At 60.1% G+C, this 16,088-nt stretch carries 13 protein-coding genes and 1 pseudogene; 5 read left to right on the top strand and 9 right to left on the bottom strand.

Annotated elements, in window-relative coordinates:
• Window positions 1-19 precede the first annotated feature (19 nt).
• Complete coding sequence (locus HHUB_RS05995) at window positions 20-922, bottom strand: hypothetical protein (protein ID WP_143416419.1); 903 nt, start codon at window positions 920-922, stop codon at window positions 20-22.
• Window positions 919-2,049, bottom strand: coding sequence for a sulfatase-like hydrolase/transferase (locus tag HHUB_RS06000; RefSeq protein ID WP_059056676.1), 1,131 nt, complete (start codon window positions 2,047-2,049; stop codon window positions 919-921). Before HHUB_RS06000 ends, HHUB_RS05995 begins: the two co-directional genes overlap by 4 nt.
• Window positions 2,050-2,293: 244 nt before the next feature.
• Here HHUB_RS06000 and HHUB_RS06005 point away from each other — a divergent pair, with 244 nt between their 5' ends.
• A complete protein-coding gene (locus HHUB_RS06005) occupies window positions 2,294-2,890 on the top strand; it encodes an FkbM family methyltransferase (protein WP_169793395.1) in 597 nt (198 codons plus the stop codon).
• A gap of 860 nt (window positions 2,891-3,750) precedes the next feature.
• On the opposite strand, the gene HHUB_RS06010 is transcribed toward HHUB_RS06005, so the two are convergent.
• Window positions 3,751-5,175: a sulfatase-like hydrolase/transferase gene (locus HHUB_RS06010; protein ID WP_059056678.1), complete on the bottom strand. Its 1,425-nt coding sequence runs from the start codon at window positions 5,173-5,175 to the stop codon at window positions 3,751-3,753.
• On the bottom strand, window positions 5,168-6,169 hold the full coding sequence (locus tag HHUB_RS06015; RefSeq protein ID WP_169793396.1) for a glycosyltransferase family 4 protein: 1,002 nt from the start codon (window positions 6,167-6,169) through the stop codon (window positions 5,168-5,170). The genes HHUB_RS06010 and HHUB_RS06015 overlap by 8 nt, the downstream gene beginning before the upstream one ends.
• Before the next feature lie 286 nt (window positions 6,170-6,455).
• Between HHUB_RS06015 and HHUB_RS06020 the strand changes: the two genes are divergently transcribed.
• Window positions 6,456-7,664, top strand: a complete 1,209-nt coding sequence (locus tag HHUB_RS06020; protein WP_059056680.1) for a glycosyltransferase family 87 protein — start codon at window positions 6,456-6,458, stop codon at window positions 7,662-7,664.
• Window positions 7,665-7,676: 12 nt separating this feature from the next.
• On the opposite strand, the gene HHUB_RS06025 is transcribed toward HHUB_RS06020, so the two are convergent.
• A complete protein-coding gene (locus tag HHUB_RS06025) occupies window positions 7,677-8,987 on the bottom strand; it encodes a glycosyltransferase family 87 protein (protein WP_082687183.1) in 1,311 nt (436 codons plus the stop codon).
• A gap of 214 nt (window positions 8,988-9,201) precedes the next feature.
• Between HHUB_RS06025 and HHUB_RS06030 the strand changes: the two genes are divergently transcribed.
• The 3 genes from HHUB_RS06030 to HHUB_RS06040 are packed head-to-tail and all read left to right on the top strand — an operon-like array spanning window position 9,202 to window position 13,774.
• Window positions 9,202-12,417, top strand: coding sequence for an oligosaccharyl transferase, archaeosortase A system-associated (locus HHUB_RS06030; protein ID WP_059056682.1), 3,216 nt, complete (start codon window positions 9,202-9,204; stop codon window positions 12,415-12,417).
• The gene (locus HHUB_RS06035; RefSeq protein WP_059056683.1) at window positions 12,417-13,352 is read left to right on the top strand and encodes a DUF368 domain-containing protein; all 936 of its coding nucleotides are present in this window, start codon (window positions 12,417-12,419) and stop codon (window positions 13,350-13,352) included. Before HHUB_RS06030 ends, HHUB_RS06035 begins: the two co-directional genes overlap by 1 nt.
• 59 nt (window positions 13,353-13,411) lie before the next feature.
• Window positions 13,412-13,774, top strand: coding sequence for a hypothetical protein (locus tag HHUB_RS06040; protein ID WP_059056684.1), 363 nt, complete (start codon window positions 13,412-13,414; stop codon window positions 13,772-13,774).
• 110 nt (window positions 13,775-13,884) lie between these two features.
• Here HHUB_RS06040 and HHUB_RS06045 read toward each other — a convergent pair.
• The 4 genes and pseudogenes from HHUB_RS06045 to HHUB_RS06060 all read right to left on the bottom strand — a co-directional run.
• Window positions 13,885-14,238 (bottom strand): annotated as a pseudogene (locus HHUB_RS06045) (helix-turn-helix transcriptional regulator); the annotation flags it as partial.
• A 125-nt stretch (window positions 14,239-14,363) separates the two neighbouring features.
• Window positions 14,364-15,053 carry an NRDE family protein gene (locus HHUB_RS06050; protein ID WP_059056685.1) on the bottom strand — a complete coding sequence of 230 codons (690 nt, stop codon included), beginning with the start codon at window positions 15,051-15,053 and terminating at the stop codon, window positions 14,364-14,366.
• A 58-nt stretch (window positions 15,054-15,111) separates the two neighbouring features.
• Entirely contained in the window at window positions 15,112-15,567 is a 456-nt protein-coding gene (locus tag HHUB_RS06055; RefSeq protein WP_143416420.1) for a hypothetical protein, read from the bottom strand.
• A 6-nt stretch (window positions 15,568-15,573) separates the two neighbouring features.
• Window positions 15,574-16,071: a DUF7342 family protein gene (locus HHUB_RS06060; protein WP_197570636.1), complete on the bottom strand. Its 498-nt coding sequence runs from the start codon at window positions 16,069-16,071 to the stop codon at window positions 15,574-15,576.
• Window positions 16,072-16,088 lie beyond the last annotated feature (17 nt).

Raw genomic sequence — 16,088 nt, forward strand, 5'->3', positions numbered from 1 at the left:
AATGTGGGCGTTCACCGCCTCATGCCCGATATCCCAACGCTTCGAGGTTTTCATCGACTGAGGATCCCTCCGGATGGTCTGTCGCTGTGACACCCGCGTCGACAATCGATTTCCGTTCGTTGCCTTCAATTACAGCCCATGGGACATCCACCAGCGATGGTATACGGACCCCCCCGGGGTGCCCATACACGCGCATCGGGAGGACTGGTGCTCGCTCACCGAGGGCATTTCCATGGTCACTGGTAACAACCGTCCGCCCTGGGATGTGTTTGAGGAGTGTTTCCAGTTCTTCGAGTACGAGACGCAGATTGTCCGCGTACAGTGACCATATTTCCTCGCGTGTAGCCTCACCTCGTGCGAGCGCCTTCCATGGGTTCCGTTTGGTCGCCGCGTCGAAGGGGCTGTCCGCTCCGAGAAATGGCCGGTGTGGTTGCAGGTAGTGAACGAGTAGTCGTTTGTCAGGATGTCGTTCCGCCGCGTCGAGGGCTCGCGACGTCATCTCTTCGGGGGTCACAACGTTGTCGACTTCATCCCAGACTTCCACCATCTCGTGGAACGTGTCGTCCACCACCTGTGAAACCCACCCGTTCGACGAGAGATACACCGTGTCGCCTAGTTCGCGGCCGGCGAAGTTTTCGCGTGCCCACTCCGGAGTTTTACTTCCCAGACTCGTGACACGGTTGTATTCGTCGAACCGATTCAAGTCCGCAACCTCCTCGAATAGGTCGGCGCGGCACCCATCAAGGACGATTAGGTTGTCCCAGTCCTCCTCCATCAGCCGAATTGACCCCCGCTTTGTCGGATACAGATTCGTGTGAAACGGGCCTAGGACGTGGTTCGCGAGGCGGTGTCGCCACCAGAAGCTGTCGTCATAGTTCTCCCGGATCTCGTCGTATGCGTACGAAAGTTTCTCGATCATCACTTGTATCCAAGGTCCTGCAAGTCCTCTTTGAGGGCGTCAGTTCGGTACACTGTATCGGGGTCGAAACGATTCCATCGTCTAGTGAGTTCTCCCCGGGCCGAAACGTTGTTAGCGTCGATGCAGTCTCCGTTGAGCGTACGGAAATCTGTGCCATTATAGAGATACTCCTCGTCCATGACAGCCTTCTCTTCACCGTATGTCGCGTAGGCGTGCGTCCGGTTGAACTCCCCCTTCCCGAACGGTTCGCCCAGCATTATGGACCCGATGTCGATGTGCGAGACGACCGTCCCGCTGTCCCAGTTCACGTTCCGCGTTCCGAACGGGACCCTGAGTAATTCTGGTGCCATCACCCCCGGATGACCCCACGACGGCTCATAGTCCTCGCCCAGCAACTCACCGTGGTCAGCGGTGAAAACGACCTCCGTGTCCGACGACAGGCTGTCCCACAGGTCCGAGAGTGTGGCGTCGAGTTCTCGAATCTCTTGTTCGTACGCCCTCCCGACGAGTGTCTCATCCTCTTTTGACCCATTTCCGTTTAGCACCCGTCGGCTAGCGTTCTGAGCTTCGACCCGCCCCATCTCCCCGTCATCAGGCTCATAAGGATGATGTGGTTCCATGAGGTGAATCCATCCCAGCCACTCGTCACGTCCCTCAATTTGTGTCAGCAGCGTTTCGATGACGTCCTCGGCGGGGCGGAATGTCCGCCCGACATCTTTGAACTGGTTTCGAACGCTCTGGAGCGCGTTCCAGCCGGTCGAGAGCAGTCGATGGTGGATCGTCCCCGGCGTGACAGCCTTCTCGACTCGCTGCTTGAGGCCCATGTCGCCCGGGTTCGGGGCTTCGAAGTAGTCGAAGGCGTGACCATATCCGTACCGCTCCGAGAGCAGGTGGTTCGTGGAGATGCCGACAGTGTAGCCATCGAACTCGGCGGCGAATTCGGCCATCTCGTCAATACCGCCCGGAGTGGGGTACTGTCCTGTGAGAATCCCGGGGAAGCTTCCCGGAGTCGCGGTGCTGACCGCGAACGCCGTCTCGTGAGAAGCATCGAGATAATCCTGTGTCGCTGGCATCAGGTGGTACTTATCGTACCGGAGGGAGTCCACCGTTACCAGCAGCTTCCCAGACATGGCGACAACTTCCTCTTCGAGGATTATAAGTGCGGCTTTTCAGGTGGGAACCGGGCCAGTGATCCGATGACATAATAATCGCAGATTCACATTCCATTCGTCCAGTGGAGCGAAACTAGTTATATTGAGGGACACCTCCTCAAAGGTACCATCTAAACATTAAAGGGGATGCCTCGCCTATTATTTTCTAATTTCAGTGATGTTTAGGAATCTTTTCCAGCCAGTATACGACCAATTTCGGACAGTGTTACCGCGGAAGCAGAGCACCTGTAATGGCGTCAAGACTCGACGCGCCTACTTATTCGACCGGACAACGAAGTGGCCGGACTACGAGGAGGAACTTCTCGCGACGCTGCGAACGCACGTTACCCCAGATGACTCCGTTGTTATCGTCGGTGGAGGCTGGGGCGTTTCAGCAGTTACCGCCGCAGAACGAGGCGCCACGGTGACGGTTTATGAACCGAGCAATGAGCAGGTAGAGCGGGTCAAGGAAACAGCGGACCTCAACGACGTGGTTGAGTCGGTCACGGTTCAGCACGCAAAAGTCGGTGAAACCGGCGAGGTGTGGGGAAAAAGCTCGGCGTCCGTCGTATCACCAAGCGACCTACCGGAATGTGACCTTCTCGAACTCGACTGTGAGGGGGCGGAGTTGGAAATACTCCGTGCGATAACGGTTACGCCGGATGTCATCGCCGTCGAGTGTCATCCAAGCCACGGTGTGTCTGAGGACGATGTACGAGCCGTGATGACTGACCTCGGCTACGAAATCACGAATAGGGCTCACGAGAGCCAGTCGGACAGCGTTGTCATACTCACTGGGGAGTTGCATTCGGGCTCCTAGATGGGATCCCAAGTCTCGTCAATCGACCATCGCAGTCTCAGATATGTTCTGTGTGAAAATTGTCTCTAAGAAGATAGAGGTATTTGTTACGATGACTTGAGACGATTAACGATACGAACTTCGCATTTCGTCACGGCTCCCCTTCAGAACACGCGACTCGAAGATACCTACTATTATTTTCGGTTTCAGATTGCTGAAGACGAGCTGGTCTCTATCCCAGTTCCGAACGTCGCGTCGATCTGACGGCCCCGTCAAATCCCAATCCTACACCTGAATACGGCGTGGTGACGAGTATGAACCGAATCTCGTCTCGAAATTGGAAACTGGTTTGAGTGAAATTAACGATTTTATGAGATTGAGGATCGATTCGGATTTTTATCAAATACTCGGATCTGGTTGGCGCTCAGCCAGAGTATATCCGCTCATGCGAGGTGAACTAATGTCGCTACTATCTGTTACAGGAGAACCTTAGTCACGGGGGCAAGTCGTCCATTCCTGTGTAGATTCGTCGACCGGTGGTGATTAGCGAGTGTCAACAGATATACGGACCGTCACAAGTCACCCCACAGTCGTTAAAATCAATGCCAAGGGCGCAGAGAATGACGTTCTTTAGGGGTTGATAACGATAAGAGAATTCCCCGAAACTTTACGTCGAAATCCATCCGCAACTACTGGCTCAGTTCGGACGTACCGATGAAACTCTCCTACAGCTATTAGAGCGCCACGAATATGGGTATTCAAATCCAGAAGCATCGCGAGTCGGGAGACCAGTGAGGTCACGCGATAGGCGAGCAACCGGCAGAGAGAACCTATCTTCTCCGCGCCGAACGGAAAGACCGTATAAGACCGAACGAAATCGGTCAGATATAGCCCAAGTCTTCGAGCCGTCCTTTCGTCGCGTCGTCAACGTCGACAGACTGTTCGGTCGCCTCGGCCTGCCGCTTGTAATCCGCCAACGGAACGTCGAACAACTCCGTGGCCCATTCAGGCACGTCCTCCAACGAGCCGACTTCCTCCTGCCATGACGATTTCGAGCGGTTGATCCGGTACTCTGTTTGGTTGCCCCTCGAGTCCCACTCAACCTTCGTTTCGTCGCGGTACACGCAGCGAATCATCCGGTCCCAGAACTCGTACTCCTCGTCGTCGGGGTCGGGACCGCCGACGCCCATACCGACCACCTCGGCGGGCACCCGGTCCCGAAACGTCGGGTCCGGATTGCCTTCGACCATGCCGACAATGAGGTCACCAAGGTCGAGGTGGGAAAACAGGTCAGTGTAGGTATCCTGCATCCCGTCCGGCGCATTAACTATGTAGAGCGGAACGTGAAGGAGTCCCTCGGTGAGACTGCTCGTGTGGCCGATCCATCGATTGTCCGCCGGGTAGACCAGATTCTCGCCGTGGTCTGCGGTGATGAGGAAAATTGTCTCCTCGTCAGTCTGCTCCTGCACGTCGTCGATGAACTCCGACACCTTCCGGTCGAGGTAATCGATAGCAGTAGCGTACAGTTCGCGGTGGTACTCGATATCCTCCTCGTACGCCTTCCAGTTCCCGCCGTTGATGTCCTGATCATCGAAGTTGAACGAAGTCCAATCATTCGGGGCCGAGTGCATGCTCCGGTCGTATCCTCGGACGTGATGTACCGGCCCGTGAGCGTCCATAAAGTTCGTGAAGAGGAAGAACGGTTCGTCGCCTTTCACCGCTTTCGAGCGGGCGCTCCGTGCGACGACACTTGCTCCGTCGTCGAGTAATTTCGGGACCGGAGCTCGTCGCAGGAGGTCGTTCAGTTTGAACAGCCCGCCGTTTGCGAGACTCTGAAGAGGATGCTCGTGCGCGGCGCTCTGGCGGAGGAACTCGACGTACCGCGCAAGTCCTGTTTCCTCGCGTTCCTGAATGAACTTCTCCATGTCCATTCCGTCAGGAAACCGCCGATGGGGGGCAATATCGGAGTAATCGTCAAAAATTGCATCAAAGCCGAACGTGGAGCTAGCGTATACGTTTGCGCTCGCACCGTACGCGCTGTGGCTCGGGAGGTTACCGAGGAACGTATCGTCTCGGCTGATACCGGTGAAGACACGATTATGCGTGTGGACGCCGTGCTGGTGGGGGAGTAATCCCGTCATGAAACTCGGATGGCTCGGGACGCTCCACGAACTCGCTGCTCGGCACTGGTCGAAGGACACGTTCGCGCGAGATTGAATTCGTGTCGCGTGTTCGTCGAAGAAGTCCTTTCGTACCGAGTCGAGAACAATCAGGACGACGTTTGGTGTGGGTTGTGAATCAGTCATGATGGAATGAAGTTATCGCGTCTCTGAACTCCGCTGCCTGAGTATCTTCCGTTATGTTAATAACCTTCTTTCGCTGCCCTTTGCCGAGTTCCACTCGCTCCGCTCCGGGCCGTTCGAGCGTCTTTCGAAGCGTCTCAGTGAGGGATTCGGCTGTGAGTTCGGCGACGACGGAGTCGTTAACAAGTTCTCTTGCCCCGACGCCGGTCGTGACGACAGTTGGCGTCCCCGACAGCATGCCCTCCGCTGCCGCGACCGAAAATGCATCTCCGGAAGAGGGTTGCACGTACAGTGTCGCCCGGTCGAAGAAGTCGACGAACGTCTCGATATCGACGTATCCGGGTGTCTCTATCTCTGGCCGTGTGCTGTACGGCTCATCAGGGTGGTCAGGACCGAGAATCGTGAGCGAAATGTCGTCGCGCCACCGGTCCCGGAGAACCGAGACGGCATCACAAAGCATCGGGTAGTTATTCGCGGGCTTCGCAGTGCCGACGGTCAAGAGGTGGATACCCTCCGATGTCCGCGAGGAGGGCGTCAGTGCGCGGAGCTGTTCGTGTTTGGCGTCGACGATGGGCGGATACACTTTCTGCGACGGGACGCCGTCGATGTAGCGGCGAACCGACGCATCGACGTCGTCGCTAATCGGGATGACGCCGTCGAGCAGTCGACTCGCCACGGGCCCGAGTGCGCGCCACAAATAGCGGGTCGGACGGCCGTCGAGTTCATAGAACGTTTCGTCGGCCGCGAGGAACACGAGCGTCGCATCCGGGTTTATGAGACCATACGCGAGGAGAGTCTGAAGCGGTGCGGAGCCCTCCGCGATGACTACATCGTAGGACCGTGAGAGCGATAGTCCGGTCCTCAGTCGGTCGAATTCGGAGTGGGTGTTTCCCCGACACTCCCCTCGTTCGTCGCCTGTCTCGAAATGAACGAAGTCGGCGTCGACCGCAGTTCCGAAGGTGACGTGTGCCGGGTGAGGGTCATCACCCTGATACAAGAGGCACACTTGCTGAGACGAGAGTAAATCGGACGACGGGGGCATTAGTTGTAACTAGTTCGCGGGGCCATATTTCCCTGTTGGTCGTTGGAGACGTGAGGCATAAAACCGTTGCTGAACTGCCAATCGACACAGTGAGCCGCGATTGGAGGGGTACCGGGGTTCGTCAAACTAAAGTGGCGCCTCCGTATTCTCTGGTGTACTGATGAAACCGCCACGTTCGAGGTTTTTTTCCCGCTATTTGTCGCAAATACAGTCTCAGACTACACGGTCTGAACAGCCCCTCGTGTTTGCCGCCGCTGCGCTCTTTCTCGTGTATCCGGCCATCGTGGCGGTTGCAACCCTTCTCGGGGCATCCTTTGAGCTGAACTTCATGGATTTCGGCGCTTACTACAGCGCTGCCGGGCGCTTTTTGGAGGGGGGATCACTGTACTATACACCCTCTCGACCCGCGGCGCCGTCCCACCCTGGTGGAGTGTTCCCCTACCTCTATCCACCGGTCGTTATTGTACCGTTCATCCCGCTCGCGCTTCTGCCGTTCTGGGTGGCCGCTGGTATTTGGGTTACCGTGTCTCTCGCGGTCGCGGTTTTCGGTGCTAAGACACTCCTCAACGCGTATGATATCCGTCTATCGCGAGCGAAGATGCTCCTGCTCGCCTACGGTATTTTTGCGTTCGCGCCGACACTAATTTGGTTCAAGCTCGGACAAGTTACGGGGATGTTCGTTGGGAGCCTCTGTTTCGCAGCCGCGTCTCTCGAACGCAATCCCGACGGCAGATTCGGGTGGTTAGGTCTTGCACTGTTGCCGGCGGTCGTGAAACCCCCTTACGCAGTCACGATGGCTCCAGCTTTGAATGACTACCAGCGCGTACTCCGAGTAGTCATCCTCGGAATTGCCGTCATCGCGGTGAGCGTATTACTGTTCGGCATTGAAGCGCACGAAGCGTACCTCGGGGTCCTCCGTGAAGGGAAAGGTTGGCACCTCGATGCACTCCCGATTTCGAAGTTCAGCTTCTTCGTCTTTCGTCCATTTCACGTCCTCGGGTCGGCCCGAATCGTCCTTCGCGGTGTCCTCCTTGTCGCGTTAGTAGGTTACGTGCTGGAGCGTAGATCTCGTCGGCCCCGCGTCGAACGCGCGCTGTTTGCGCTCGGCTGCGCTGCCGTCCCCGTGCTCCATCCGACGGTGAACACTCTAACGCTCAACGCTCTCATCCCGGCCTACCTAATCGTGTTCGTGTCGGAGTTCCGCCGGTCAGATGGGGCGCTCACTATACCACTGCTGTCGCTCGTGCTCGTTCAAATTCATCCCTACGCCACATCTGTTTTATCGTGGATCGGAATAGGGGCACTATCTCCGCTTGACCCCCTCACCCCACTCGTTCCAGTCCTTCAGCCGGGACTCTGGGGAATCGTATCTCTCGTCGCATTCATCGTTTATCGTATCGAACGCGACGAGGGTGGTTTCCCGCTTCCTGAGGATGGTAGCGTTCGCTGACCGACGCTATCGCTACGGCGTACCCGATACAGCACGTCGCGCCCACCAGAGCGCCAGCGCGTAGAATGCGAGAACGCCGTAAACGCCGGGCTGGAGGAGCGTGAGCGCTGGGTGTGCATTCAACAGGCCCACAAGGTTCGCGTGACCTGATCCAACGACGACTTCCATCACATAGGTGTGTACGTGCGTGAGAACGAATGCTCCACCGAGAATCGCAAACGACCAGCCGCCGGCCCGGAATGCGTGAACACCGAACACGACGAACGCCGCCAACACCAGTCCGAGGTCAATAAGCGTCGTGCTTCCGAGGACGGTGAACAACAGGAGAATCGAGAGCGCGTACAGCGCGATGTCCGCCTCGTTTCGTCGGACGTAATGTACGAACACCCAGACTACGGGGACGATAGTGAGGAGGCGAGCGAATACCGCGTACTCCCCGAGGAACCAGAAGACGTTGAGCGCCTCCACACCCCATGTTGTGACTGGTCCGATGCTCTTGGACGACCCAAGTAGTGTGTCTACGATGATGCCATAATACTCAGCAGTGGTGTCGAATCCGAACGTCGCCACGGATAGCGCGTTCGCCGCCATGATAGTGAAACCGAACCCGAGGATGCCACGCCACCGATTGTTATCGAGAGACGCGAAGACCATGGTAGGTGCGGCCCAGTAGGGCTTCACGAGTGTCGCCAGCGCGATGGCTGTACCTCCTCCGGCGTATAACGAGCGTCTATACGACCACCACGCAACAGCGGCACACAGATACGCGAAAGGAGTTATTTGGCCAACTTTGAAGTTTGCGACCATTGGGGTGAACCCGAGCGAAGCAACGGAGATACCGGTTAACGTCCTCTTTGACGGGTGGAAATCAACGTATGCGGCCTCGGTATCGAGAAAGAGGTACGTCCCGAGTCCGGTAGCGAGAAGCGACAGGCCAAGCAGAAGAAATTTGTAGGCGACGTAGCCGAATTGGGAAACTGCCGCAAAAAAGTAGTAAGTAACTGGGAAGTAGTGAAACTCTTGAATATTGTCTGGTTGCCACGTGTTATAGAGTGGTCCACCGCTCCACACACGAATAACCATGTTGTAGAATGCGTCGGTATCAGTGGGACGCTCAATAGCGTAACGGTAGTCAGCCTCTGGTGGAACAGTAATATCGCCTTCGGGACTTATCTGGGTTGTCGTGTACTGAATGTCTCCTGTTTCCGTCGTCTTGAGCGTACCAGTTCCAGCTAGTACGCCGACTAGAAGTATATTTAGGATACATAAGGAGAGGCATATCAAAAGAATAGTTCTTCTAGATGGGGATTGAAGGATCGACATTTGTCGGCCTATGGAAGATGCATATTAATATAGGTTGGTTTTGAGGGGGCATATATTGTTCTTCTCTATGGACTTGCACTATCGCTTATACTAGTTTGAATTTATATTAAAGAATTCTAAGCAACTCTAAACGCAGTCTCTCGGTCGTACTTTACGATTTCTACCTTCTCCAACTTCACAAGGCTTATTCGCGCGCTGTCAGTCCCTACCACCAATGAGCGAGAAGAACGAGAAGTCGAGAGCATCCTCCACTTCGACCGATTCAGCTCTCGACGCTCTCGAAAATTGGTACCACGTACCCGTGCTGGGCGCTGTCCTCGCGTTCATGTTCTGGGTGCGCGTGCAGGCGTGGGAGAACTTCACGCAGAACGGCGAAGTGTACTTCTCCGGAAACGACGCATACTACCACTTCCGGGAAGTGATGTACACGGTCCAGAACTGGCCGTCGACGATGCCGTTCGACATCTGGACGAACTTCCCGAACGGAACCGCAACCGGCCAATTCGGGACGCTGTTCGACCAAATCATCGCCACCGCAGCGCTCATCGTCGGACTCGGTAGCCCCTCTCAGGAAACGATTTCGATGACGCTGCTGTTTGCGCCAGCGGTCTTCGGCGCGCTGCTCGTCATCCCGACGTACTTTATCGGGAAGCGGCTGGGTGGCCGTCTCGGTGGTGTATTCGCCGCAGTCGTTCTCGGTCTCCTGCCGGGCTACTTCCTCTCGCGGAGCCTCGTCGGTGCGGCTGACCACAACGGCGCGGAGCCGCTGTTCCAGTCATTGGCAGTACTCGCGACGATGATTGCGCTCACCGTCGCACAGCGAGAGAAACCCGTCTACGAGCAGTTCCTCGACCGCGACGTCGCCGGCCTCCGCCGCGTCGTCGGCTGGAGTGTCGTCGCTGGCGCTGCCACCGCAGCCTACATGTGGGTGTGGCCGCCGGGCATCCTGCTGGTCGGCATTTTCGGTGTGTTCTACCTCGTGAAGCTGACGAGCGACTACTACAGCGGCACGAGCCCGGATCACGTCGCCGTCGTCGCTGGCGTGAGTTCGGTGACGACCGGCCTGCTGATGTTGGTGCCGCTGTCGACGCTTTCCTTCTCGCCAACGAACTTCTCCATCCTCCAGCCGCTGTTCTCGATTGCGGTCGGTGTCGGCGCGGTGTTCCTCGCCTGGCTCGCCCGCGAGTGGGACAACCGTGAACTTGACGCCACTTCGTATCCGTTGGCCGTCTTCGGCATCCTTGTCGTCGCGCTCGGTGCGACGACCGTCGTGCTCCCCGAGTTCTGGGGCATGCTCCAATCGAACCTTCTGCGCTTCGTCGGCTTCAGCGCCGGCGCAGCCACCCGCACTATCGGCGAGGCGCAGCCGTTCCTCTCGCAGACGAGCCGCTACGGCCTCGGGATGTTCGGCGTCATCTTCCTCGAGTACGGACTCGCGTTCCTCACTGCATTCCTCGGCGCAGCGTGGATTCTGCTCCGGCCGCACTTCCGGAGTGGCAACCCACGGCGGATGGGTGGCGCAGCGGCCGCAGCCTTCGTGGTTGGGCTCGTGTTCGTGGCACCGGGCATCGGTGACGCGGTCGGCACGCTCCTCGGCGTCGACGGTCAGCTCGGCTCGCTGGCCATTGTCGCCATAACGCTGCTTGCGGTCACGGTGACTGGCGACTACGACGCGGAGAAACTGCTTGTCGTCGTCTGGGGCGCGTTCATCACCTCGGCGGCGTTCACGCAGGTGCGGTTCAACTACTACCTCGTCGTGCCGGTCGTGGTGCTGAACGCGTACGTGCTGAAAGTCGTACTCGGTCTCGTGAGCCTCGACAAGCCGGCCGCACAGATCGAGGATGTCGATTGGTACCAGGTCGGGACGGTCGTCGCCGTCGTGCTGGTCGTGCTCGTCCCCATCGCGGCCCCCGTTGCCGCGTCCGCGACCGGTGACGGTGCTAGCCCGATTCGGCTGACGAACAATCAGGGCCAGCAGGTGCCGCTGCAGTCCGCGACGACCGTCGGCGCATCGCACGGCCCGGGTGCGGTGACGGTGTGGGACGACGCGATGGAGTGGATGCAGAACAACACGCCCGAGCAGGGGAACTTCGGTGACGCGAACAACGCCGATCAGCTGGACTACTACGGGACGTACAGCCAGACCGACGACTACGACTACCCCGAGGGCGCGTACGGCGTGATGTCGTGGTGGGACTACGGTCACTGGATGACCGTCGAGGGCGAGACGATTCCGGTCGCGAACCCGTTCCAGCAGAACGCGGACAACGCGGCGAACTTCCTGCTCTCGCAGAACGAGACGGAGGCCGCGAACGCGCTCGACGTCGTCAACGAAGACGACGCGCAGACGCGGTACGTCGCGGTAGACTCCCAGATGGTCTCCCCCCAGCAGAAGTTCGGCGCGCCCATCCAGTTCTACGACGGTCCGCGGAACGTCAGCACGGGGACGTTCTACACGCAGAACATCCTCTCGCAGTACGGTGAGGACGGCCAAGTCACGAACTACGGGGCGTTCCAGCAGCTCCCGACGCTGAACCATCAAGCGTACTACGAGTCGATGATGGTGCGGCTCTACCAGAACCACGGGAGCGCACAGCAGCCCCAGCCGGTCGTCGTCGACTGGCAGGACACCTTCCAGACGGCGACTGGCGCGGACCTGTACAGCTTCGACCAGTCGGCGTCCCCAATTCAGCAGTTCAACAGCATGAGCGCGGCCGAGCAGTACGTCGCCAACGACACTACCGCCCAGATCGGCGGCTTCGGGAGTAACCCGCCGGAGTACGTCGAGGCGCTGGAGCACTACCGGCTCGTCGGCACGAGCGACGACCAGGGCGTGAAGCTCTTCGAGCGCGTCGAGGGGGCGACCGTCGAGGGCACCGGCCCCGCGAACACGACGGTCACCGCGTCGGCCACGCTGAACATGACCCACCTCTCGCAGGGCAACCAGACGCCGCAGTTCGAGTACACGCAGCGTGCCGACACTGGGCCGGACGGCGAGTTCACGATGACGCTCCCGTATGCTACAACTGATTACGAGGCATATGGGCCAGCAAACGGGTACACGAACACGTCGGTTCGGGCAACAGGCCCCTACGAGATCACGAGCTCCTCCACAATCACTGAAGACCGCGAGATTGTGACGTGGAACACGACCGCTCAGATCACCGAAGGCCAAGTTATTGGCGAGAACGAGACCGCCTCAACAGTCGAGCTAGACCGTCACGTCAGCGGGACGCTCGGCGATACGAACAACACGACGCAGAATAATACAACGCAGACGAATGTTGCATCGTCCGAAATCACAGCAGACTCGGTCAAATCCACAGAGACGACGCAAGCTGACCGATTAGACACCCAATCCCCGTTCGGTGCGGCCGCCGCGTTCGTCGCGCCCGCCGTCGTCGGCGCGCTCGGTCGGCGGTACGCATAATGGCCGGGCACGACTGGCTGGCGGTCTACCTGAAGGGTGCCGCGATGGGCGCCGCGGACGCCGTCCCCGGCGTTTCGGGCGGGACGATCGCGCTCATCACGGGCATCTACGAGCGCCTCGTCGGCGCCATCGCGGCGCTGGACCCCGTGGAAGCGCTGGGCTTGCTCGCGCTCGTCCCACAGCTCGGGAGCGCCGACGCTCGCGGGGAGTTCGAGGAGACGCTCGTCCGGATGGACGTGCCGTTCCTCGCACTACTAGGCATCGGCGTCGTTACCGCCGTCGTCACCGTCGCGAACGTCGTCCACGTCGCTATCAACGACTTCCCGGGCGTAACGTTCGCGTTCTTCTTCGGACTCATCGCGGCCTCCGTCGTCGTGTTGCTTAGCGAAGTCACGCTCGACACACCAGGCAGGGTCGGGGCGGCCGTCGTCGGGTTCGCGCTCGCGTTCGTCCTGAGCGCGCAAGCGCAGACCGGCGCGCTCCCCGACGTGCTGCCCATCGTCTTCCTCGCGGGCGCCATCGCCATCTGCGCAATGGTGCTGCCCGGCGTCTCGGGGTCGCTTCTGTTGTTGACGCTGGGGTTGTACGACACGATGACGTCGGCGGTCAGCGACGCGACGGACGCCGCGCTCGGCGGCGACCTCGGCGCGACCGTCGAACCGGTGACGACGCTCGTGGTGTTCACGGCGGGTGCCGTCGTGGGCGTGCTGTCGTTCGCGCGCGTCGTCGAGTGGGCGCTGGACCACTACCGGGCGGCGACGCTGACGTTCCTCGTCGCACTGATGGCGGGCGCGCTGCGGGCGCCGGCCATCCAGATTAGCGACGCGAACCCCGAGTGGACGGCGGCGAGCGCGGGCGGCGTCCTCGTCGCGGGCGTGCTCGGCGCGGCGGTCGTGCTCGTGCTGGACGCGACGACCGACGACCTCGACTACTGACGCCGACAGTTCCCGCCGCTGGAGGTGGGGTTTTCCTCGCCGCGCTCGAACGCACAGCCATGCTTCCCTTCGACGACGAGACGGTCACGCAGGTCGCCGCCGACGCCGGCGTCACCGAGTCGGCGCTCCGCGAGGCCGCCAAATCCGTGCAGGCGACGCTGGCCGACTTCCCGGGGCTGACCGTGGACGGCCTCGTCTACGAGTGGCGGCAGGCGTTCCGCGAGGACCCGCTCGTGGAGCGGCGGCCCGACGCGTGGATTCTGCGCGTCCCCGAGCGCGTCTGGGCGGACGTCCGCGAGCGGGCGGTCATTCCGAATGACATCGAAGACGCGCTAATGGCGCTGTACGCGACGGAAACCGACGAAGATGGAGGCGGCGTTGCGCTCGTGATTGCGCGCAACTCGGCGACCGAATTGCGGTGAGAACGGTGTCGCGGCCGACCGGCTTACAGGTCGCGCTCGGGTTCCGGTTCGTGCTCGGGATCCAGCTCGGGTTCGGGCTCTGGCTCGGGTTTGGATTCCGTGTCGATCTGGTCCTCGTACGCGAGGTTCATGATCCACTGCGAGAAGGCGTCGCTCTGGGCGTCGACTTCCTCTTCACCGACGAACGGCGACAGCATTTCGCCGGCCATCAAAAGCGAGAAGTCGAGGTCGCGTTCGTTGATGACAGGCGTGATGAGGTAGGTGGTGTTGCCCTCGTGGACCGTCTCCTCGCGCTCGACGAACCCCCTCTCCTCGAGCTTGGAGGCGATGCGGCTGCCCTTCCGCGAGGAGACGTCCAACTCCTTCCAGAACTCGCTCTGGTGGACGCCCCGCGTCTCTCGAACGAGTTCCAGCCCGCGTCGCTCGTCCTCCGAGAGGTCCGACTCGGTGGCTTCGGCGCTCATGTACGACACAGGGTGTGCGCGCGGTTTAACCTTTGCGAGGAAAGCTCCCTCCTCAAGCAGCAACACAGGGAGCGAAGCGACCGAGTAACGCAGTGGAGCGAGAATACAGCCACCCCTTGATTAGGCTATAGTTGGTTGTCCACGCGCCTGAAGTCGGTCTCGCAGGGCGGGCCGTCCGCGAACTCGTAATCGACCCCGCCGTCGGCGCGAACCGTCACGAGCGACGACGACCGCGTGCCGTAGCCGTCGCGGTGGACGCACGCACCAGTCTCGTGATCGCGGAGCGCGTTCCGGGCTGCCTCGCGCCACGCGTCCGGGCTGTCGTGACCACGAAGTGCATCGCGGACCACGCTGGACTTCTCAGTGCCGTCGTCGAAGCCGGCGTTCACGACGACGTGGGTCCCGGGGTTGAAGGCGTGCGTCCGCAGCACGCCGTCCCACTCCAGGAGCACGCACTCGTGTTCGTCCGCGATGACGAGGTTGAACCCCGCGTACTCGCGGTCGGCGACCTCACGCTCCACAGTTTCAATCGCGTCGTCGGCGGACCCGGCCGCGAGCGCGTCAGTGACGAGGCGGCCACGGGAGCGCTCGCCCTCGATGTCCGTATCTCGATTCGTCACGCCGACGAACACGCGGTGCTCGTTCACGCCCAGCCACGTGCCGCCGGCTTCCTCGTCTCTGGGCATCAGCACCTCGGGATTCGCGCCGCGGACGGCGGGCGGCGAGGACGGCCGGCCGACTGCTTCGTCGCGGTTCGCCCCGACCACGAGCGGCGCGTCGTCGTAACCCTGCCACGCGAATGCCAGCGTACACACGCCCCGGGCTACGACCCGCGCGCACTTAGTTCTCGTCGGCGTTGGTCGGGGCAGGTGGTCACCGGTTCCACGTAATCTCCGAGAGTTGGTCTGGAATGCTGGTCAGGCGACGTTCAAACGTGTGATACGGATGCTCGTCTTCGATGTGGTCGGCAGACCGTCGCTCGGTCGTTCCATCCGCGTACTCGACCTGAAGATGAACAGGACCATACGCCGGGTCTGTCTCGTCAGCGTGCCACCCAAACCCACGACCGGACTCCAGATTCCACCACTGAATCCAGTAGTGCGGGCGCTCCCCCTTGAGGTCGAATTTGACCCGGAGACGAACGTTCGAAGCCGAGTATTCTCGTTCGAGAAACGCGACGGGGTCGATTTCTGCGACGACTTCGTTGGCGTCCCGTTGGGACGGCTCGTACCAGACAGTTACACAGCCACCGGTCCGTGAGAGCCGGTCGTGAACACGGCGGAAGAGCTTTGTCTCGACGGGTCGCCCCACGCCGAAAATCGGGGCCACGACGAGTCACCCCGCGCCTTCGCGCCGGGTGTTCGCAGGGACGTCGTCAGTGAGTGACTGGATGTCGTCGTAGAGCTGGAGCGCAGTTTGAATGGTATCGCGCGACCGGAGGCTGTTCTCCCAGCGACGGAGCGTCTGTCGCCGTTCTCGAATCTCGTCAGCAGACCGGTCGTCTCCGAGCGTCGCTTCGAGGTCCTCGGGAGAGTCCACCTTGTACGTCGTTTTCCAGTCCTCGATTCGGTCTGCGATGGCTTCGAGTTCCCCCCGGAGTTCCGCTCGGTCGTTGGTCAGGATGAGTTCTCGAAGGTGGTCGAAGTAGGCCCGGGTCGGATCCGGAACGTACGTGTCGTCCTCAGTCACGAGGAGGACGCCCGACTCGGCGAGGTTGTCGAGGTGCTTCTTCGCGGTATCCCACTTGACGTCTGCCTGGTCCGCGATCCAGTTGGCAGTCCGTGGCTCCGAGAGCGTCGTCGCAATCGTCTCGACGCGCTCTCGGGCCGTCATTGACTCGGTCCACGATT

The organism is Halobacterium hubeiense (assembly GCF_001488575.1).
Taxonomy (GTDB): Archaea; Halobacteriota; Halobacteria; order Halobacteriales; family Halobacteriaceae; genus Halobacterium; species Halobacterium hubeiense.